Source organism: Acinetobacter lwoffii, from assembly GCF_024129595.1.
Taxonomy (GTDB): Bacteria; Pseudomonadota; Gammaproteobacteria; order Pseudomonadales; family Moraxellaceae; genus Acinetobacter; species Acinetobacter lwoffii_O.
Map to the genome: position 1 here is coordinate 49,937 of NZ_JAMXXS010000005.1, position 20,904 is coordinate 70,840.

Annotated in this window: 22 protein-coding genes; 13 read left to right on the plus strand and 9 right to left on the minus strand. The window is 43.4% G+C overall.

Annotation, left to right across the window (positions count from 1 at the left end; all coding sequences use genetic code 11):
* Positions 1–265: 265 nt before the first annotated feature.
* Entirely contained in the window at positions 266–1,468 is a 1,203-nt protein-coding gene (locus NI466_RS04370) for an MFS transporter (protein ID WP_253172863.1), read from the plus strand.
* Between the two features lie 51 nt (positions 1,469–1,519).
* Here NI466_RS04370 and gshB read toward each other — a convergent pair whose 3' ends face one another.
* Positions 1,520–2,470, minus strand: coding sequence for a glutathione synthase (gene gshB / locus NI466_RS04375; RefSeq protein WP_005250312.1), 951 nt, complete (start codon positions 2,468–2,470; stop codon positions 1,520–1,522).
* Positions 2,471–2,613: 143 nt separating this feature from the next.
* Here gshB and NI466_RS04380 point away from each other — a divergent pair, with 143 nt between their 5' ends.
* The 4 genes from NI466_RS04380 (at position 2,614) to NI466_RS04395 (ending at position 6,103) form a co-directional block, all read left to right on the plus strand.
* Positions 2,614–2,814, plus strand: coding sequence for a DUF3565 domain-containing protein (locus tag NI466_RS04380; protein ID WP_005250311.1), 201 nt, complete (start codon positions 2,614–2,616; stop codon positions 2,812–2,814).
* Between the two features lie 124 nt (positions 2,815–2,938).
* Positions 2,939–3,361 (plus strand): hypothetical protein, encoded by a 423-nt coding sequence (locus NI466_RS04385; RefSeq protein WP_253172864.1) that lies wholly within the window; start codon positions 2,939–2,941, stop codon positions 3,359–3,361.
* A 41-nt stretch (positions 3,362–3,402) separates the two neighbouring features.
* Positions 3,403–5,169 (plus strand): copper resistance system multicopper oxidase, encoded by a 1,767-nt coding sequence (locus NI466_RS04390; RefSeq protein WP_253172866.1) that lies wholly within the window; start codon positions 3,403–3,405, stop codon positions 5,167–5,169.
* A complete protein-coding gene (locus tag NI466_RS04395; protein WP_253172867.1) occupies positions 5,156–6,103 on the plus strand; it encodes a copper resistance protein B in 948 nt (315 codons plus the stop codon). Before NI466_RS04390 ends, NI466_RS04395 begins: the two co-directional genes overlap by 14 nt.
* 171 nt (positions 6,104–6,274) lie before the next feature.
* Here the strand turns inward: NI466_RS04395 and NI466_RS04400 are convergent, their stop codons facing one another.
* A complete protein-coding gene (locus NI466_RS04400; protein WP_085064742.1) occupies positions 6,275–6,607 on the minus strand; it encodes a hypothetical protein in 333 nt (110 codons plus the stop codon).
* A gap of 545 nt (positions 6,608–7,152) precedes the next feature.
* Between NI466_RS04400 and NI466_RS04405 the strand changes: the two genes are divergently transcribed.
* The gene (locus NI466_RS04405; RefSeq protein ID WP_004281299.1) at positions 7,153–7,362 is read left to right on the plus strand and encodes a cold-shock protein; all 210 of its coding nucleotides are present in this window, start codon (positions 7,153–7,155) and stop codon (positions 7,360–7,362) included.
* A gap of 461 nt (positions 7,363–7,823) precedes the next feature.
* Here the strand turns inward: NI466_RS04405 and pyrE are convergent, their stop codons facing one another.
* Positions 7,824–8,474, minus strand: a complete 651-nt coding sequence (gene pyrE, locus NI466_RS04410; protein ID WP_004729142.1) for an orotate phosphoribosyltransferase — start codon at positions 8,472–8,474, stop codon at positions 7,824–7,826.
* A gap of 40 nt (positions 8,475–8,514) precedes the next feature.
* Between pyrE and NI466_RS04415 the strand changes: the two genes are divergently transcribed.
* Together NI466_RS04415 and NI466_RS04420 are read left to right on the plus strand one after the other, a co-directional pair.
* The gene (locus NI466_RS04415; RefSeq protein WP_184412996.1) at positions 8,515–9,333 is read left to right on the plus strand and encodes an exodeoxyribonuclease III; all 819 of its coding nucleotides are present in this window, start codon (positions 8,515–8,517) and stop codon (positions 9,331–9,333) included.
* A 473-nt stretch (positions 9,334–9,806) separates the two neighbouring features.
* Positions 9,807–10,157 (plus strand): Spx/MgsR family RNA polymerase-binding regulatory protein, encoded by a 351-nt coding sequence (locus NI466_RS04420; protein WP_114540934.1) that lies wholly within the window; start codon positions 9,807–9,809, stop codon positions 10,155–10,157.
* Between the two features lie 73 nt (positions 10,158–10,230).
* On the opposite strand, the gene NI466_RS04425 is transcribed toward NI466_RS04420, so the two are convergent.
* Complete coding sequence (locus NI466_RS04425; protein WP_005105342.1) at positions 10,231–10,668, minus strand: DUF2147 domain-containing protein; 438 nt, start codon at positions 10,666–10,668, stop codon at positions 10,231–10,233.
* A gap of 156 nt (positions 10,669–10,824) precedes the next feature.
* On the opposite strand from NI466_RS04425, the gene NI466_RS04430 reads away from it, so the two are divergent.
* On the plus strand, positions 10,825–11,736 hold the full coding sequence (locus tag NI466_RS04430; RefSeq protein ID WP_004729134.1) for an alpha/beta hydrolase: 912 nt from the start codon (positions 10,825–10,827) through the stop codon (positions 11,734–11,736).
* A 62-nt stretch (positions 11,737–11,798) separates the two neighbouring features.
* On the opposite strand, the gene NI466_RS04435 is transcribed toward NI466_RS04430, so the two are convergent.
* Positions 11,799–12,368, minus strand: coding sequence for an FMN-dependent NADH-azoreductase (locus NI466_RS04435; RefSeq protein ID WP_004281290.1), 570 nt, complete (start codon positions 12,366–12,368; stop codon positions 11,799–11,801).
* 340 nt (positions 12,369–12,708) lie between these two features.
* Here NI466_RS04435 and NI466_RS04440 point away from each other — a divergent pair, with 340 nt between their 5' ends.
* Positions 12,709–13,905: a GGDEF domain-containing protein gene (locus tag NI466_RS04440; protein WP_253172869.1), complete on the plus strand. Its 1,197-nt coding sequence runs from the start codon at positions 12,709–12,711 to the stop codon at positions 13,903–13,905.
* A 28-nt stretch (positions 13,906–13,933) separates the two neighbouring features.
* On the opposite strand, the gene dsbD is transcribed toward NI466_RS04440, so the two are convergent.
* The 4 genes from dsbD to NI466_RS04460 form a co-directional block, all read right to left on the minus strand.
* Positions 13,934–15,775: a protein-disulfide reductase DsbD gene (dsbD, locus tag NI466_RS04445; protein ID WP_253172925.1), complete on the minus strand. Its 1,842-nt coding sequence runs from the start codon at positions 15,773–15,775 to the stop codon at positions 13,934–13,936.
* Positions 15,776–15,794: 19 nt separating this feature from the next.
* A complete protein-coding gene (locus NI466_RS04450; RefSeq protein ID WP_004281287.1) occupies positions 15,795–16,550 on the minus strand; it encodes a transporter in 756 nt (251 codons plus the stop codon).
* A gap of 21 nt (positions 16,551–16,571) precedes the next feature.
* Positions 16,572–17,114 carry an ankyrin repeat domain-containing protein gene (locus NI466_RS04455; protein ID WP_004647221.1) on the minus strand — a complete coding sequence of 181 codons (543 nt, stop codon included), beginning with the start codon at positions 17,112–17,114 and terminating at the stop codon, positions 16,572–16,574.
* A gap of 127 nt (positions 17,115–17,241) precedes the next feature.
* Positions 17,242–17,607, minus strand: coding sequence for an HPF/RaiA family ribosome-associated protein (locus tag NI466_RS04460; protein WP_004647220.1), 366 nt, complete (start codon positions 17,605–17,607; stop codon positions 17,242–17,244).
* Positions 17,608–18,614: 1,007 nt separating this feature from the next.
* Between NI466_RS04460 and NI466_RS04465 the strand changes: the two genes are divergently transcribed.
* From NI466_RS04465 to NI466_RS04475, 3 genes are all read left to right on the plus strand, one after another.
* Positions 18,615–19,340, plus strand: a complete 726-nt coding sequence (locus NI466_RS04465; RefSeq protein WP_085064845.1) for an outer membrane protein OmpK — start codon at positions 18,615–18,617, stop codon at positions 19,338–19,340.
* 81 nt (positions 19,341–19,421) lie between these two features.
* The gene (locus tag NI466_RS04470) at positions 19,422–19,934 is read left to right on the plus strand and encodes a GNAT family N-acetyltransferase (RefSeq protein WP_085064846.1); all 513 of its coding nucleotides are present in this window, start codon (positions 19,422–19,424) and stop codon (positions 19,932–19,934) included.
* 172 nt (positions 19,935–20,106) lie between these two features.
* A complete protein-coding gene (locus tag NI466_RS04475; protein WP_253172870.1) occupies positions 20,107–20,829 on the plus strand; it encodes a tetratricopeptide repeat protein in 723 nt (240 codons plus the stop codon).
* Positions 20,830–20,904 lie beyond the last annotated feature (75 nt).

Genomic DNA, 20,904 nt, shown 5'->3' on the forward strand with positions numbered 1-20,904 from the left:
AGGTCTGCACTTTTCCTTCGACTTAAGTGACATATCATATCAATTTTAAATAGTTTTCTCATTATATTATCAATAACTTTGCCACAGAGAGCGCTTTATTTACAGCGGTCTTCCGTTTTCTCCCGTTCACCTCCTCTCTTATCATTGGCCGATAATCTTAGGCTTAAATCCTATCAATTTTATAAAAGTTTCATGCTATTCATATCTATATATGAATGATGCTTGATGTACAAGCAGATGCTTTAAATGGACTCAGTTCGGATAGATGTCAAAAATCTCATGTCGTGATGTATGGATTATCTTGGCCGGTTATCTGGCTGCGATCCATGTCGGCAAACTTTCGGCCGTGATGCCTGTGTTGCAGCAGGATTTAAACCTGAGTTTTACTCAGGCTGGTTTTTCATTAGCATTGGTGCAGGCTGCCGGAATGCTGTTTGCGCTATGCATTGGCGCCTTCTCGGAAAAAATGGGATTAAAGCGCTGCCTGATCATGGCCTTAATCATTTTAGGGCTAAGCAGTCTTGCCGGGCTTTGGATTACGCAGCCTGCCACTTTATATGTATTGCGTTTTATGGAAGGAATCGGATTTTTAACCATCTCCTTGTGTGCGCCAGCCATTTTAAAACGTACCAGCCGCGCTGAAACACTGAATTTCAAGATGGGACTCTGGAGTTCCTATATGGGCATCGGTGTCAGTCTGGCCGTATTAACGATTCCTCTCCTGCTTGAATATCTGGACTGGCAAACGATCTGGGCCATTTTGGGCTGCCTGTGCCTGGTTATTGCTGGCATGATCAAACAATATTTAAATATTGAACCTGTCCTGGTAACACAGCTAGATTCTTTCCAGGCAGCTACGGAAAACACCTCATTCTGGCAGATTGTTAAAATTACCCTGACCCACCCACCGATTATCTGTCTGGCGATTATTTTTGCCTGTTATAGCAGTCAATGGATCACTGTCACGGGCTTCCTGCCTACGCTGTATGTCGAACAGGGGCTAGACTTAAAACGCGCAGGGATGCTGGCTTCAATGATCGTGCTGGCCAACCTAGGCGGTACTTTTGGCGCAGGCATGTTGCTGCAACAGGGTTATAGACCGCACACCTTATTGAGTACCGGATTTGTGGCAATGCTCTGCAGCAGTTGCTTGGTATTTGCTGCAAATTCCTGGCTCTCATTTGAATTGCAGGTTGTCAGTGCCGTGCTGTTTTCACTGATTGGCGGGATGATCCCAACCACTGTTTTTGCGATTACCCTGCACTATGCACCACGTGCCTATGCAGCAGCGGCCAGTGTGGGTCTGGTTTTACAAATTTCAGCCTGCGCACAGTTTTTTATACCGACCCTGAGCGCTGCGCTGATATCTGCCACTCAATACTGGGCCAATCTTGCCATTATCACCGTCTGCCTTTCGATGCTGGGTATGGTAATGACGGCATTTTTATTTAAGCGCTATCCCCAATGAAAAAATAAAAAAGAGCCTGCAAGCAGACTCTTTTTTCACCTGATTTTGCTTTTAAACCTGATTGGCCTGCCCCGCTTCCAGCACGGCAAACAGATCATCTGCAATCGAGGTGCCAAACTGGGTGTCAATTTCACGGATACAGGTTGGACTGGTTACATTAATTTCAGTAACATAATTTCCGATCACATCCAGCCCTACAAAGACCAGACCTTTTTCTCTGAGATACGGCCCTACTTTTGCTGCAATGGCTTTGTCATTTTCAGTCAGGGGGCGTGCCTCACCTAGGCCACCCGCGGCCAGATTACCACGCACTTCACCATTTTGCGGAATACGGGCCAGACAATACGGCACTGGCTCACCATTAATCATCAGGATGCGTTTATCGCCTTCGACAATTTCCGGAATATAACGCTGCGCCATAATCGGCTGGGTACCATTATTGGTCAGCATTTCAATGGTTGAACCGATGTTGATGCCATCCTGATACAGGCGGAAAATCCCGGTGCCGCCCATACCATCTAGAGGTTTTACAATCACATCGACCTGTTCTTTGAGAAATTCACGGATCAGGCTTTGCTGCGAAGTCACCAAGGTCGGAACTTGCAGATGCGGGAACTGGGTCGCGAACAGTTTTTCATTACAGTCACGCAGGCTTTGCGGTTTGTTGATGATCCATGCCCCTTCGCGCTCTGCCTGCTCCAGAATATAAGTGGTATAGACGAAGTTCATATCAAAAGGCGGATCTTTACGCATCAAGACAACGTCATAAGCAGCGATCGACTCTTTTTGTTTTTCGCCAAGTTCATAATAATGGTCGTAGTCTTCAAATACCTGTAACGGCGCGATCAGACCAAAGGCCTTGCCCTGATCGATATATAAATCTTGCTGCAATGCATAACCGAGTTCATGCCCGCGACGTGCTGCTGCCCACAGCATGGCCATGGTCGAGTCTTTCTTCAGGTTTACATTTTCAATGGGATCCATCACAACAAGTACGCGCATGTGTCTCTGCTCTTTTTCAAAAAATGACTTGGCAAGGAGTATAGCCTGTGTGGATTCTTTTGTTTATGGTGATTTTGCATGACTTATTTTATATAGGTTTTTAGATAAGTACTGAGGCAGATTGAACTCATAGGAGGTTTGCCATGCAACAGGCCATTATCGGTTTTCATCTGGATGAAGAACAGCATTGGGTTGCAGAACTGGCCTGCGGACATGGCCAGCATGTGCGGCATACCCCGCCTTGGCAAAATCGCCCATGGGTGATGACCGAGCAAGGACGTAAAGAAAAACTCGGGATGCTGCTAGACTGTAGAAAATGCGAAAAGTGCGAAACTGAAACCTGAACCTATGAAAAAAGTAGTATGTAGGTGACCTAAAAAATAATCTTGTCCAGAATTTGCTAATTTGAGTTACTGCGTTTATGCTTTTATTGCTCAAACATGCAGCGCATTTTTTCAGGGTGTACTTTTGCTCATACGGCTCGTCAAACAGATCTGGTTGGTGATGCTTGTGGTTTTTGCCATAGGCTGGAGCAGTGTGTCTGTCGCATCTGCAACGACCATGCATCTGGTCATATCGACTGAAAAAATGAGCAGTCATTGTCTGGAAATGACAAAACCCTCTGCTTCTCACTCGCTGCATAAGACTGATCATCATCAAGATCAGGAACTGATTCAGCCGGACTGTGTCAGTGACAGCACCCAGCAGTCATCAGATTGTCTGGATTGTGGCACTACTGCTTGCCAGAGCCTAATCACCAGCCTGCCCATTGCAGCGCCCGAGTTAAGCGTGCCTGATCGCAGTTATCCAGAAAAAATTCGTCTTTCCGCCTATCATGGCAAGCACCTTGCCGGTTACTGGCAAGAAATCTTACGCCCACCCAAAGCTTAATCCTGAATTTTTAAATTTTTTTATTCATTAAGGATTAAGTTATGTTGCTTAAAATCAGTCAAAGCCTGTGTCTGGGCTTCGGTCTCATCTGGTCGTCTACCCTGTTTGCAGCCGTAAAAGAATATCATCTGGTCATTGATGAAAGCCCGATCAATCTCACCGGAAAGACGGTCAAGCGTATCACTGTAAACGGAAAATTCCCTGCACCCTTGCTGGAATTTGAAGAAGGTGATGATGCGGTGATTCATGTACAAAACAACCTGAACAATCAGGATACCTCGCTGCACTGGCATGGCCTGCTCCTGCCCGGGCTGATGGATGGTGTCCCCGGATTTAACGGTTTTCAGGGGATCAAACCGAAACAGTCTTTTACTTATCGCTTCAAGGTTCGTCAAAACGGCACCTACTGGTATCACGCACATTCCAAAGGTCAGGAACAGGACGGCCTCTATGGCGCATTGGTGATTCGCCCCAAAGCACAGACATTACTACCTCCACATGAACAAACCGAGCGGGATTATGTGGTGATGCTGTCAGATTTTCACGAACAAAGCGGCCAGCAGATTCAGAACAATTTAAAAAAATCGGCCGAATATTATCAGAACCAGCGTGAAACCTTGGGCGATGTACTCCAGCAGGTGAAACGTGATGGCCTGAAGGCCACCTGGTCAGACCGCAAGATGTGGAACCAGATGCGTATGCTGAAAACCGACCTATCTGATGTTACCGGTTATACCTTTCTGGTCAATGGAAAAACGCCGCAACAAAACTGGAGTGGCCAGTTCCAGCCCAATGAAAAAGTCCGCCTGCGTTTCATCAATGCTTCTGCCATGTCGTTTTTCGATGTGCGTATTCCCCAGCTGAAAATGACCGTGGTCAGTGCCGATGGACAACCGGTGCAGCCGGTCAATGTAGATGAATTCCGTATCGGAACCGCTGAAACCTATGATGTGATTGTGGAACCCACTGCAGCGCATTACCAGATTGAAGCGGAATCGATCGACCGCTCAGGCTTTGCCATTGGCAGTCTGCATCAGGCAACTGATTCAAGTAAAGCCCCGGCTCCGGTTCAATTACCAACACCGCGCCCTCGTGCCTTATTGACCATGGAAGATATGGGACATGGCGAACAACATGACATGTCACATGACACACACAGCAGTCAGACCATGCAGACTGCCACAAGTGAACATGATCAACATGCCCAGCACGACATGCATGCAAGTCATAATGCCATGTCCGGAACCAATCAGCCTCATCAGCCGGTTGAGGGCTGGGCCAATATGTCTACGCCTGCAGGGCACAAAGCCTTGCAATATCAAGACCTCAAAGCCCTGACACCACAACCTGATACCCGCGCAGCAGAACGTGAACTGGTGATTCGTCTGGGTGGAACCATGGAGCGCTACATCTGGACCATGAATGGTAAAAAATTCAGTGATGCCGAGCCACTTCAAGTGAAATATGGCGAGCGGATCCGGCTGAAATTTATCAATGACAGCATGATGGCCCATCCGATGCATTTGCATGGCATGTTTATGCAGCTGGAAAATGGTCAGTCTGCTGCAAATATGCCAAATAAACACACCGTGATTGTGCCGCCCGGGAAAACGGTCACGACCTTGCTCACAGCAGACGAACTGGGAGAATGGGCGATTCACTGCCATCTGCTCTATCACATGAGTGCCGGCATGATGAACAAGCTGATTGTGGCACAAGTTGATGCAGATCAAGCATCTCACCCTTCTTCACAAAAAATGCCGTCAAAGCCAGCAGCTGCTCAAGGAGACAGCCATGCACATCACTAATCTTTTGGTAAAGTCAGTGCTCAGCAGTGCGCTTACCCTAAACAGCCTGAGTATTTTTGCGGCAAATTCTAGCGATCATACGGGTCATAATGAACATCAGCATCATAGCGGACATCATGCCATGCAAAACATGGCTGATAACCACGCACAGCATACTGGAACAGCAGATGCCTCATCCTATCAACCGCCACCAAAGTTATTGCATCAACAGCAGGTGCTGAGCACGCCACAAAATTCAGTCAGTTCTGCCAACAAACATGATCACCGTAAAGAACATGGCGCACAGATTTATAGCCAGATCATTCTGGACCAGAAATGGCAGCATAGTTCAGAGGGAAATGGAGCATTCAAGTCCAAGAACCAGGCCAGAGTCGGCACGGATGAAAATAAAATTTTCCTCAAGCTAGAAGCCGACAAACAGGAATCCCATCAGGCCGAATATGAGGCCAAAGTATTGTATAGCCGAAATATTTCCGATTTCTGGGATGTGCAGACCGGGGTGCGCTATCGGCAGGAAAATTTAGCCGGGTCCGCTACACAACAGCAGAACGAGCGCTTCGATGCAGTATTTGGACTACATGGTTTAGCCCCCTACTTTTTCGAAACGGATGCTCATGTCTATATCGGTGAAGATGACTTTGTCGGATTAAAACTGGAAACAGAGCGTGACCTGTTACTGACTCAGAAACTGATTATGCAACCCTTTGTCGAACTGGATGTCATCCTGAATGATCAGGCAGCGAATGCGAAAAAAACCGGCCTTAGTCATGCCACCTTGGGCCTGGAAACACGCTATGAACTGAGCAAAAAGCTCATGCCTTATCTGGAAGTGGGTTATGAATATAGTAAAGGCAACAAACAGACAGCCTGGCAGCAAAGCTCTGATTCTGAAAAAGGCTGGATCTATGGTGCAGGTCTAAGAATGATGTTCTAAATTTTTGATACAGAAAATTATGCAGCTACGGGATATGAAGCTCCATTTATGCCCCGTAGCGCTATGGCACTATACATTTGGCTGAGAAAGATTTTTTAAGCCTATGAACTGTACATGCGATGTTTTTCTGCACTTTCCCGCTCATTAAGAGACTTGTTATTTTGCGAAAAACTAGTCTTCATCGCCTTGATTTCCACTGTTACTTTTAGCAACCAAAGTGCCTAACATAATGATAAAGGTACTCACACCGCCAATTAACAGGCTCATCAGCCCCATTTCCAGCATAAAATTGCTATCGCCAGTCTCAGGGGCACCCCATAGAAATTGAAGACGATCGCCAAAAACAAAATTGATTGCACATACAATCAGAAAACCAATCAAGGTGGCAATCAGTAAAGTGACCACCAAGTTCTTCCACATTTTACATCCGACGAACAGGATGATCATGGCCAGTCCAACCATGGTGATGATGGATATAAGTAACACACTGTTCCAGTAATCCATGAGACTCACTCGTATTTGGTTTTAAATTAAAATCAAGAAATTCTTATAGTTAATTTTTCCAATTGAATTTTAATATAGGTGGATTTTTATACACAAACAATGACGATAACTATCTTAAAACTACAAATACTAATTTACCCAAAGTTATAAAATACACTGACTTAGTAAAATCTTGCTGGGTACTGAACGATTTTGATTAACATAAAGTAACACAAACACAACGTGTATTTATTGTTTAGCTTGGTTAAAGCTTAAATACAACCGATAAAGCTCAAGCAAACAGCTTGAAATTCTTTAAAAAACAAGAATGGAGCCACTTTTATAAGAAAAATAAATAATAAATATAAAAAACTTGAATATTTTCTGATTTAGGCTATGCTGTCTTTAACTAGAAAAAAGCGTTGTTTAGTTAAGCTTCTTTAAGTGCCGCAGTATTATTTATAATCCTCCGTTTTTTCAGATCTTTATTTCAATTCTTGTTGTTTTTCCAAGTTATCCATAGTCATTTGCATGACTAAAATTATTAAAATTTAACAGGTTATATTATGTCTACTACAGTTACCGGTACAGTAAAATGGTTTAACGAAACTAAAGGTTTTGGTTTTATTCAACAAGAATCAGGTCCTGACGTTTTTGCTCATTTCAAAGAAATCAGCAGTTCTGGTTTCAAAACTTTGTTTGAAGGTCAACGCGTTTCTTTTAGCGTGGTTGATGGTCAAAAAGGTCCAAATGCGATCAATATCGTTGCGCTATAATTTAGCCCAGCAATAAGAAAAAGCACCTTCAGGTGCTTTTTTTAGCACTGAAGATTCATAATTTTGGTGAAAGGTTTTCTGATTGTCTGTTTAGCTCATCAAAAGTGAATTTTTAAGAATCATGTTTCTGAATCACTGCTGCTCAGTTAGACTTTATAAAAGATAAAAATGAAAAACCCCTAGCATCCTGCCAGGGGCTTTCCGTATGGGTTCGCTTGGTATAACTCCTGTCGTACCTTACTTTCCTTGTATTTATCTATTGTTATTCTTGTGTGGAACCTCCTGTTCCTGTTAAAGCTATCATAGGAAATTTCCACTATTCAAAACAGCCGCAAAGTGCTGGAATTGATGTAAGCCAATGCTTACAAGAATAGACAGAGATAATAAATTTCAAATGCTTAGAAAATCGAGTATCTACAAAAAAAGGAAGCTCAAGCTTCCTTTTCTATGCCAATCTAGGCTTAGATCCCATATTTAACACGGTAATCTTCCATTTTCGCCAAAGCTGCTAGGTCGCCTTTCGCTTCCAGATAGTCCATTAAATCTTTCATGGTAATTAAGGCATGTACAGGAATCTCAAGCTCTTGCTGCACTTCCTGAATCGCAGACAGTTCGCCCTGACCTTTTTCCTGACGGTCTAATGCAACTAGCACACCCGCAATCTGCGCACCGGCATTTTTCAGGATGGTGACGACTTCACGAATCGCTGTGCCTGCGGTAATCACATCATCAATGATCCAGACTTTTTTACCTTCTACAGAAGCACCGACCAATACGCCACCCTCGCCATGGTCTTTGGCTTCCTTGCGATTAAAACCCCACGGCACACTTACCCCATGATTTTGCGACAGAGCCACAGCAGTTGCTGCCACAAAAGGAATGCCTTTATAGGCAGGTCCAAAAATCACTTCAACATGGTCACATTTAATCAGTTTTGCAGCATAGCCAGAAGCCAGCAGTGTCAAGGCTTCACCATCATTCAACAGACCCGCATTAAAAAAATAGGGACTCACACGTCCCGATTTTAAAGTAAACTCACCAAATTTAAGCACACCGCGTGATAATGCGAGTTCGATAAAAGCTTGCGGGTTAAACTGAGCTGGCGTTGACATGAGGTGCTCCTAAATCCATTAATTAAGGTAAGACTTGCGCATGATACCAAAGAGTAGCTATCCAGGTGATCAAAAAATTCTTCGCGTCGTTTCAATTAATGTCAACGGCTTACGCTCATCTGTCACCAAAGGTCTATTAGAATGGATGGAACAGTCGGATGCCGACGTGATTTGCATGCAGGAAAGCCGGATCACGCATGCGCAGTGGACCGATAAATTCAAGCCTGAAGGCTGGTACACGCACCTGTTTCCTGCCGAGCGTCCGGGTTATGCCGGTACGGCCATTTATAGCCGTCTGCCTTTTGTGTCTCTGACCGATGGCCTGGGTTTTGAACTGGCCGATTCACAAGGCCGTTTTATTGCCGCTGAATTTGACTTGGGTCTAGAACAAACTGTACAGATCTGTTCCCTGTACCTGCCTTCGGGTTCATCGGGTGATGAAGCGCAAGCGCGTAAAGATCACTTTCTGGAAGAATATGCAAAAATCCTGAAACAGTGGCGCGATGAAAATAAATCGGTGATTGTCTGCGGTGACTACAATATCGTGCATAAACGTATCGATATTAAAAACTGGTCGGGTAACCAGAAAGCCTCGGGCTGTTTACCGCACGAACGTGCCTGGCTAGATCATATCTACGATGAGCTTGGTTATGTCGATACTTTCCGTGAAGTCCGCAAAGAAGCCGAATTATACTCCTGGTGGTCAAACCGTGGACAGGCGCGTGCCAAGAATGTTGGTTGGCGGATTGATTATCATGCCTGCTCTCCGGACTGGAAAGAGCGTACCGTTAATGCCTGGGTCTATAAAGAACAATGGTTTAGCGACCATGCCCCCGTGATCATCGACTACAAACTATAATCTTCATTATTTAATTGAGTGAACATACGTTCACTCAATTAAGGCTTATCTCTTACATGACATGACGTATTTTTTGGGTTTATCTTAATGTAATAACATAGCATTATAGCGCTACGGCACAAGGACATGTCAGGACGACAACATAAGGACAGGACGCCGTAGGACGAAAATAAAACAGACTATAGATTTAGCTTGTTTTGCATGGATGTGACATTGGACGTTGGATTGAGACCCGCATGATCAGGATGATTAAATGCGGGTTTTCTATTTCTATTATTCCCAAATTTTTATTTTTCTTATTATTTAGATTGTTCTTTTTCTTGCTGCTCATGTTAAAGCTGCTTGATGTCATTTTGATGACATGACTTTTCTGGTATTTAAAATTTTTTCTTTTTTTTCATTTGCTTTTGCATGGTTTGCTGCTGCCAATTTGGTTAAGCTAGTTCATGATTTAAATTTTTTAGAGGGCAGCTATGTTAAAAATTTACGGAATTAAAAATTGTAGTTCGATGAAAAAAGCCTTTGATCTGCTGACAGAGCAAGGTCTGAGTTATGAATTTCATGATTATAAAAAACAGGGCATCGATGCTGAAACCGTCAAAACCTGGCTGGATGCCTTGGGTCAGGACGTGGTTCTGAACAAGAAAGGCACTACCTGGCGTAAACTCAGTGAAGAAGAGCAACAGGCCACCCTGTCAAGTGAAAATGCCTTAATTAATGCATTAACCACCCATACCAGTTTAATCAAACGTCCAATACTGGCAACCTCTACAGGATTTATTGCCGGTTTTGATGAAACAGTTTATCGTGGCTTAGCCGGCTAATATCTTATATTGAATAACACTCATAAAAAAAGCCTGACATCGGTCAGGCTTTTGTATATCTGCTTAAAATAAATTAGTTGGCACGAATCCAGGTCTGGTTACGACCCAATGCCGCTACGCCGATAAAACCACGCAGTTCAAGTTTCTTGCCACCATCTGCCAGCTGGCCTTTTAACTTATAGGTCTTACCAGATTGCGGATCAAGAATCGAACCGCTGTCATAACTGGTACCACCAGCATTTTTCAGACCTTTAACAATAGTCAAGCCTTTCAGAGATTTGTTGTGATATGGACCTTCACATTTCTTGCAGGCATTTTCTTCACCTGGAGTTAACACAGACTGAATACTGGCTGACAAAGTGCCGTTCTTTTGTTCAGTGAATTTAACCATGGCCTTAGGCTGCTTGGTTTTATCATCAATGGTTTTCCATACCGTGCCATTTAAAGGATCCGCGGCATTAGCCAGTGCAGATAAGCCTAGTAGTCCTAACGTAAGCGCTATTTTTTTCATTTTTCTTCATTTCCTTAGTCTGAAAATAGACCCATGTAGTATTAAAAAGTCACAACAATTTTTCAATTTTTAGGTGTGACTATTTAGTGTAACCTTGTAAATATGGTTGGTAAATAATCTATACGATCAATAAAAGCACAAAAAGATGGAAGGAAGATGAAGATAAGCCCGCTAACGAAACAATTAATTACAGAAAGCTTTTTAAAAACGGCCATTCGTGCCCCGAGCAGATTCAGTCTTCCACCGAGTTCGATGCGCATTGCACTGGAACAGATGTGCAAACTTTTCCCTCAGGATAAAACGGTACAGATTCGCTCGCTCCGATTGGCCGGACTGCGCGCGGAAGAAATTAAGCCGCAGCAGGAATCGACCCAGCTGATTTTTCATATTCATGGCGGTGCATTTTACTTAGGTTCTTTAAATACCCATCGTGCCTTTATGACTCAAATTGCAGCTCGAACCCAGATGCAGGTGCTGCATGTAGATTATCCATTATCACCCGAATCTGCCTATCCAGAAGCGTTGGAAGCCTTGTTTGATGTCTATAATCTGCTACTAGATCAAGGTGTTCAGGCCAAAGATATTATTCTGTCCGGCGATTCTTGCGGTGCCAATCTGGCCTTGGCGCTGGCACTCAAAATACAGCAGGAAAGTCTGCCACAGGTCAGCGGTCTGATTCTGCTGTCTCCACTGCTGGATTTAACGTTGACCAGTGAATCTTTACGTTATAACCAGAAGCATGATGCCCTGCTGTCTCTGGAAACGGTTCAAACCGGGATTGAATATTATGTGCCGCGTTCGATTGATCGTGGTGATCCGGAAGTTTCTCCTTTTTTTGCCGATTTAGCCGGCTTGCCACCGATTCATATTCAGGTAGGTTCCAAGGAAATTCTGCTGGATGATGCTAGTCGTTTTAAAGAAAAAGCGGAACAGGCGGGTGTCGAGGTCGAATTTAAACTCTATACCGGCATGTGGCACAACTTCCAGATGTTCAGTGCCTGGTTCGATGAAGCCAAACAGGCGCTGACCGATCTTGCAGAATTTGCCCATCGTCTGGACCGAGATTAAGCATGATTTAGCATATAAAAAAGGTCAGCCGTAGCTGACCCCTTGAAAAGAGGTTTTAGGTTTTAAATGGCCTGAACTTGCTGCAATGCAGTTTGCAATGCTTGGGCTTTAACCGCTTCGCCCATGTTCACTCCTTCAGCACGAATCACTTCGATATCATTCACACCGGTAAAGTTAAACACGGTTTTCAGGAAAGCCTCCTGAAAATCAGCCGGGCTTTGCTCGCCATAGACACCACCACGGCTGCTGGCGATATACACTTTTTTATTGCCCGCCAGACCCACAGGACCTTGTTCGGTATATTTAAAGGTACGTCCCGCGACACAGATCCGGTCAATCCAGGCTTTTAAGGTCGATGGCAAACCGAAGTTATACATCGCTGCACCAATCACCACGACATCAGCCTGTAAATATTGATCTAAAATTTCCTCGCCCAATGCCGTCTGTTCTGCATTCTGCCCCATTAAAATTTCGGCAGTAAGATGGGGAATAGGCTGTGCTGCCAGATCCAGGTACTCAACTTCAATGGCCTCAGCATATTTTTGCTGCAATTGTTCCACCACGGCCTGAGTCAACTGACGCGAAATAGAAGCATCTCCTAAAATACTGGAATCAATCTGTAAAACTTTCATGGCTTCGCTCTTTATCTTTGGTTGTTTCTAACAATGCAGCCATTTTAACGATTGACCATATTGAAATAATTAGCACAAATAAAACACATCATCCTGAATTTAGAACAAAACTGTATGCCTCTTAACCTCTTTAATTTTGATTAGAACCCTTTGGTATAGCCTAGATCACTTATGCTATAGGCAAAGAATGAGCAGATCAGATATCAACTAAATCACAAAAATGTTTTAAATATTGTTGTTTATCAAGCATTCAAACTTATGTTATCTTGTGTAAATAAAGCTATAAATATCCAATAAGTCTTAAAAAATCTGCCATAACAATTAAAGTCAGACCGGGACCATGAAGCGAATATCGCCTGTATTAGAAAAAGTGCTAAGACACAGAATCAAGAAATATCTGGTCGAAGATGAAGTCGTGATGAACTGGCGTATCCTGAAGAAATGCATCCTGATGCTGACTTTGGGATGCGGTGTACATCTGACCTGGCTCGGCTGGGATCTCTTTGTTTTATTCAATCCTGAGTATTGGCAATATGTACAGATTGAACGGGTTCATTCACAAGTCGTGCTGAACGGCAGTTTTTTATTGATTTTAGCCTTACTGATTTATCCTTGTTATAAATTTCAGGGCAACCGTCTGGTGGAACGTTATCTACCCTATCTGGCAGTCGGCACCTTTGTGGTTTCGCTATGCCGGGATGCCTATATTGTCGGCGTGATCAGTCCGGTCGCTACCACCGCTTACGTCTGCTTAATTATGGTCGGTCTGGTGCTGTTTCATCGCACGCTGGTGTATAGCATGCTGATTCCAGCGTCAATTTTCCTAGGCGGATGTGCCTATTTAAGTTTCAGTCATCAATTGCCTTATTCACCGCTCTTTAATATCGATGACAAGCTTTTTTATAATGGTTTCTGGCTGTTATCGATGCTGTATTTCATTTTGCCAATTCTGGCCGTCTGCATGGTCTTATTCGAGATTCTGCTCAGTCAATGGCGTCATCGCGAGCAGCTGATCAAACAGCTGAGCCAGATTGATCCGCTCACCAATCTGTTTAACCGCCGTAGTATCAACCAATGTCTGGATAAACTGAATGCCGCAGCCACTCCCAATTATGCTTTAGTGCTATTAGATCTGGATCATTTCAAGAAAATTAATGATCACTATGGCCATCATAAGGGCGATGAAACCTTAGTTGAAGTGAGTGCTGTACTGAACCAGCAATTGCGCGAAAGTGATGTGGTCGGCCGTTTTGGCGGGGAAGAATTTATTTTGGTGCTTAAAAATACCAGTCTGGAAAAAGCCGAGCAAGTGGCTGAACGCTGTCGCATCGCCATTCAGCAATTGCAGATTTTCAGTGATGAGGGTGAGCTGATTCCAGTGACCGCTAGTTTCGGGATTGCCATTTCTAGCGCGGAATTACGTCCGCAACAGTTATTAAGTCAGGCCGATCAGGCGCTTTATCAGGCCAAAGCGGATGGGCGTAATCTGGTCAAAGCTTATGCTGAACAGGCGCCAGTACAGATGCAGGTTTCTTAAACGGGTTCAGCTTTTTTTAAGAACTAAATTATGGATTTTCACTTTGAGCCAGTGCTTGCAGCTGTGCCAGCAATTCTGCCTCGCTAAAAGCACCGGTTAAACGTAAACCCCTAATTTCCTGCTGCTGCGCATTCAAAAATAAATACGTTGGCGGCCCGAGAATTTCCCATTGGTTTAACAGCGCTTGATGAGAGACATTATATTGGCTTAAATCCAGCTTGATCAGGAAATATGGCGCCAGAGCCTGCTGCACCGCTGCAGATTTTAAAATACGATGTTCGATCGGCTGACAGGCGACACACCAGTCGGCGTAGACATCAATAATGATCTTTTGCCCTTGCGATGCTTTGGCCAAAATTTGCTGAAATTCTGCTGCGCTGCGTGCCACATGCCAGTTGGCTTCTGTACTCACCTGCTCCACAAAAAACCGCTGACTATGCTGATATTGGCTATAAGCAATATAAGGCACGGCCAGTACCAGACACAGGATATACAGCCATCTTAGACCAGTGCGATGCCAGAAAATCCGGAACAGCACATAAGCCACGAAGGTCATGCCCAAAGCTAAGGATAACCACTGTAAAGCGGCTTCTGAAATCAGTGGGCGAATAAAATACAGCGCTAGCGCCAGCATGATAAAGGCAAAGAGCACTTTGATCTGATTCATCCAATGCCCGGCTTTAGGCAGAATCCGTGCACCCAGAATACTGGCCAGCAATAAAGGCGTGCCCATCCCAAAACCTAAAGTAAACAGCAGTAAAGCTCCCTGCCACTGACTTTGCGTCTGGGAAATAAACAATAATGCGCCTGCCAGCGGTGCGGTCATGCATGGCCCCACCAGAAGCGCCGAAATCATGCCCATGACACCGGCACTGACCAGACTGCCTCCCTGCTGCATAGCCTGTGCTCGATCCAGACGATGAACCAGACGTTGCGGCAGTTTGATTTCAAACAGGCCAAACAGATTCAGGGCAAACAGGACAAATAGGATGCTAAATGCGATCAGGGTTCCCGGTTGCTGCAACCAGCGCTGGAAGTTCAGACCAGCTGAAGACGCAATTAGGCCAAGTACTGCATAGACAGCGGCCATACTGCTGACAAAAGTCAGTGCAATCATCCAGGCTTTCAGACCTTTACTGTCACGTACGATCAACGAGGTCAGAATTGGCAGCATCGGCAAGGAACACGGGGTGAAAGCCAGTAAAATTCCCAAGCCGAAGAACAGTAAAAGCCCATAGCCCAAAGAGCGCTCAAGCAACTGGGCTGACCATTTCTGGTCTTGTGCTGCATAAGGTTCGGTTTGTGTGTTGGCTGATGCAGAGATTTCATCTGCTGTAGATTCTGAGGAATCCACTGTATTAAACAGGGTATTGTGTTGCAGTGATGAAGTATTCAGATCAAGTAAACGCTTTGCTCCTGATCCGGCAGCTTCGAATTGCACCAGACCGGACAAATCGGTCTTGAACTGAATGGTTTGTGGCGGATAACAGATCCGGTCTTTGGCACAGCCTTGCCAACTGACCTGATAGGATTGCCCCGCTTGAGTCGGGATCTGAAACTTTAACTGCTGATAATAAACCTGGGTATGTCCATAGTTATCATCATACAAATCTTCAGCGGGTGGCAACTCAAACGACACCGGTTGGTTGCCCTGCCGGACTTCAATTTTATGCTGATACAGATAATAGTTGTCTGGAATCTGCCAACTCAGTTCAGCCTGCTGCTGACTGGTGGAGATCACGCTCACAGGAAAAGCCTGCTCGGCAGACAACAATGCAGTTTCCGCCTGAGCAGGACTGCTGAACAAGGTGCTTCCCAAAATAACCAGGGCAAGCATTTTCCCCCAGGTCGGGAACTGCGAGTATTTCATCATCTGTGAGTTGAATAACTTAGAACAGCACAGAGAAACCTAAGCCTGAGAAGTAACTTCGATCTGCACCATCCAGATCTACACCGACATTCGCATCCAATTGGACACGGTCGTTTAAGGCATACATAACCCCGGTACCGAGTGCGTATTGATTATCGACACTTTCCGCTTTACGGTAAATCAGTTCAGAATAACCTGACCAGCGATCAGTAATGCGGTAGCCTAGAGAAGGAATCGCAGACACTGCCCAGTTGCTGTCCTGCCATTCATAACGCATGGTCAATGCGGTACTGACCAAGTCATTATATTGATACGACACGACAGAACCCAAGCTGTAAATATCTTCTTCATTAGTGAAACCGGCATTGCCTGTTGCAATGATGGCTTCGGCCAGCAAAGCCATACTGAGTTTGTCATCATCCAAATCAATGGCCTTTTTCAGACCAATACTAACATCGCCCAGACCATCATCTTCTTCGGTCTGGCCATTGGATTTCACTTGGGTCCAGGTCGGGCCAGCCCAACCTAAACGCAATTCCAGATCATCACTGAGTCCGGTACGTAACAACATATCTGCACTGAGTGTGGTCGCGGTCTGATCGCCCGACTTGCTATAACGCGCTGTAGGCAAGCCTTGCTCCCAAGCGACATTTCCGACTGGAGTAATTCCAGTACTGAGACCCTCACCTGGTCGATCAAATTCAAAATCTGCTGCGAAAAGCTGTGCACTACAACCGGCCAGTGCAATCAAACCCAAGGTTTTTAATGTTGTCATGTTGGAGCTCTTTATTAAAATTTAACTGAGTTCTTTGGTCATTTTTGCGCCATGCTTGCGAAGCAGTTCTAGCGTCTGTTTTTCTTCATCCAAGGCTTCTGACCAGTTGATTTCATCAAAATCACAATCAAAGAATAGATCACTAATTGAAGATAAAATAGTCATGCCATCTTCATCTTTGCTATTTGGATCGACTTTTTCATCCAGTAAACGCTGTACAGCTGGCGCGCATGCGGCACTTGCGGCATCCCAGAGTGGACCATAAATTTCTTCTGCATCCCACAAATGCAGATTCACTTTGGCCTGGATCAGTTCTTCCAGAATCTGTAAATGTACCGCCAAACGTGCCTGTTTCTCCTCTTCTGAAAGTGGTGTTCCGGCTTCATACAGCTCACACACTTCTTCCCACCATTTAAACAGGCCATCTGACCAGACCGAAATCACCGGGCCTTTGTCATGATCAATAAAATTCGGGTTGAGTCCATCTGCCAGCAGCTGTTTGACCTGGTCCAGATTTAATTCTTCGAGTGCTTGCACAAAAAGTTGTTGTTGCGCAGTTAACATGATGGAGCTCACTTTGATTCGTTTTCGACTATTATGCCGAATAAAGCAGGATTTGTTGTGCTTCTCATAACTATATTTTTGTTTAATACGAAAAAAGCCCCGCAGGGCTTTTTCAAATCGGTTCGGCTTAGTCTTCGATATCCGCAGTATCTGTGTCTGCTAGTTCGAGAGCACCAGGACGAACATTGTCTTTTTTCTCGATCACATGTTCCAGACTACGTTTTAGTCGGTCAATTGCACCATGGATCGCAGTATCGACATTATGGCCACGATGATTGACTACGACAGGTTTCAAGCCTGCAGGACGCGCTTCAATCATACAACGAATATCGTCATCGCCGCCTTTGGCGCCATTTTCATCACTAAGATGGACTGAAAAATGGGTAATACGTTCGCTGTGGCGCTGGAATTCTTGATTTAATTCTTCCCGTACATAAGTAATTAAACGATCACTATTCTGAATGTGGTTATCGGTACGAAGTTCAATATTCATATATTACCATCCTCAATCTTTGTAACTTTTGAGTGCAAAATTTTTTATCTTGGCACGTTTGTAGCTTGCTGTTTCGCATCGCATTTCACTTCTTCAAATGATTGGAATCACACCCTCCATTTTGAATGATGAACACATTTTTGAGTCTGCAGAATCGTGTCCTTATATCTTGAATATCGGCTGTATCTTGGAAATATGCAAGTGATATTTTGGTTTTTTAGCAAAAGAATAATCCATTGTGACAACTGCTTACTCAGCTCAAAAATACAGGATTTTTCAAACGGAAATTTCACAACCTTTCACATGATTTAATTTGAAATAATTTTTTAGCCAGACCGATAAATCGCTTAAATAACACTCGACCAGAAAACCTAAAAAAGGAGGAATTAAAAGTATTTTTTATCGAAATTAGCTCACTTTTACCTAATAATTTATCTTATAAGATCAGTGCCTAGTCAGCCTTACAGTCCTGAATAGATCATTTGCTTTATCATTATTTAGTTGCTTTTGCATAACCGGGAAAAATACTCTTTCGTCATTTTAAAATAACAACCTGCAAAATAATTTTTCATTGAAATATAAGACCGTTCAATCTCACTTGAAGAGGCTGAGAACAGGCTTATAAAACGACGGTCATTTGAGATTTTCAAACTAACCTCATTACACAAACAGAACAAAGCTGTTCAGCCTCAGGCCCAAATTAATTACTAAACAATCTGTATATCCCCCCCTATTTTTTACTGATTTTGTAAGTTAATCATCGTAAATTGAAGTGATTTTATATTTTTAGTTATACATTCAGTCTTTTAAGGCACTACATATTCAACTTTATTTAAAAAATAATAATTTAGAGAAGTATCAGCGAAAGGCAATGAAAACTGAGGAAGATGATCGTCTTCATTCAACTCATGGGGGCTGAAATATATTTAAGTCAGCGATCACTTTTAACTTTATTTTTACTTATTAATCTGTATGCTTATTCTGCTTTCTCGGGGGGATAGATTTAAATGAAATTTACACAACTTGCGGCACTTTGTGCATTGGCTTCAACTGCAGCATTTGCTCAAGCAAAACCAGTTTGGCAGGACTTTAGCGTTACAGGTCTTTATGGTGAAAACTATGCTTACCCTGTCGTTGGTGATGAAATAGAGCAACGTACTGTGACTGCTGAATATGCTGCTGGTCTTAAATATGGTGACTTCTTTGCTTTTGCTGACCGTAGCAACACAGATGCTGGTAATGACACTTATTTCGAAGTTGCACCACGTTTAAGCCTTGGTGCGGTAACTGGCCAAAAACTTGAACTGGGCCCTATCAAAGATGTATTGATCGCAACAACTTGGGAAGGCGGTCAAGGCTTTAACAACTACTTGTATGGTGTTGGTTTTGCTTTAAATGTTCCATATACAAATTATGCAAATGTGAACTTCTACAAAGCTGAAAATGATGGCAGTGAAGATGATTATCAAATGACGATCACTTACGCAGTCCCATTTAAAATTGGCGGTGAAGAGTTCTTGGCTGATGCATTCTTAGACTGGTCAACAGCTGAAAAGAATGGTCACGCAAGTGAGTTAAACTGGACATCTCAGTACAAATGGAATGTAGGCAAACACATTTCTCCAGAAACAAAATTGTATGTGGGTATTGAACATTCAGTTTGGAATAACAAATATGCCATTAAAGACTTAGATCAAAATGATGTTAGTGCATTGGTTAAATACCATTTCTAATTGATGTATGATCAAAAGCAGAACTCCGGTTCTGCTTTTTTTTAAACTGTGATTTCAGATCAACCTTACCAGAACAAGAATATGCCTGATTTTGACATTCGACCTGCGACCGAACATGATCTTGAAACCATCCTCAAGATTTATAATCAGGAAGTACTTTATGGTACTGCGACCTGGAACAGAACAGCCTTTGATCTGAACTATTTCAAAATCTGGTTTAAACAGCTTAAAAATCAGAATTTCCCGGTTTTTGTGGTTGAAGATATTCAAAATCAAGTCGTTGCTGGCTATGCTTGTTATGATCAGTTTCGTAGTATTCAGGGCTTTCAACAGACGGTAGAACATTCCATCTTTTTAAATCCAGATTATGCAGGGCAAGGTTTGGGTTCTAAATTATTACAGTATTTAATTGAACAGGCTCAAGTACAGAAATTGCATATCATGGTCGCAGCGATTGATTCAGAAAACACCTCATCGATTCGTCTGCATGAAAAACTGGGTTTCGTTCAAACTGCCTATATGCCGCAAGTCGGACAGAAGTTTGGGCAATGGCGTGATTTGGTCCTCTTGCAACTGAATCTGGATCGAGCTTGATTCATTCTTAGTTTAAAGCTATTCCAGAACTGCTTTCTGGACACTCCTTTTCAGCTTTTTAATATTTGGTCATCACGATATTTGGTTGTTATCCAGTTTAATAAGCACAAGTTCTATTTACTTATACTAGCGGCTATGTATTATTCAGCTCAAAATCATACTGAATAACACTATGTATAAATCTCTATTGTCTATCGGTCTTTTAGGTTTAAGCGCGCACACTTTTGCTGATTCAGATTTTGAAAAAGAGCTCCGCTCAGGCTGTAGCAAAGTGCAAAGCTATGCAAATAATGGCAAGAAATTCTACGACCAAAAACAATATCAAAAGGCTATAGCGCAATTTGAGCAACAAGCCGCTTGGTCATCTTTTTGTGCGATGAATGTAGAAGACGGCGTTACAGCTTTTTCTGAGCGTGATATCACCACGGCATTTAATAATGTCGGTTTAAGTTATGCCAAGCTTGGAAAGCCGCAATGGGCACGCGCCTGGTTTTCCGTTTTTCCGAATACTAAAGCCAGCCAGTTCAATCTAAAACAGTTACCTGCACCAGAAAAACCGAAGAATTTTGCAGGAAAATATGTCCGCTATGCAGGTTTTGGTCAGTGGAATACGATGGAAGTTAAACCAGTTTCTAATGCCTACCAGATTGAGTTTAATGGACTCTATATGGGTTTGCGCAGTCTGATTTATGGACCAAATATGGGAGAATTTTCAACCCGCATGCCACTGAATAAAGCTCAGACCAATTACAGCGTAGAAGATTGCAAAATTGATTTAAAATTTCAGTTTAACGCTCAAATTGGACAACAGATTGTGGTGAATAGCAGCAATCCGATGTCTTGTGGTTTTGGTCATAATGTCTCGGCAGAGGGTGCATACTTAAAAGTGGAGTAGCGCTTTTGAGCTTAGACACTCTGGGTGATTTTGCAATGGTGGATCTGATTGGAAGTGAATATCATTGTAATTTTT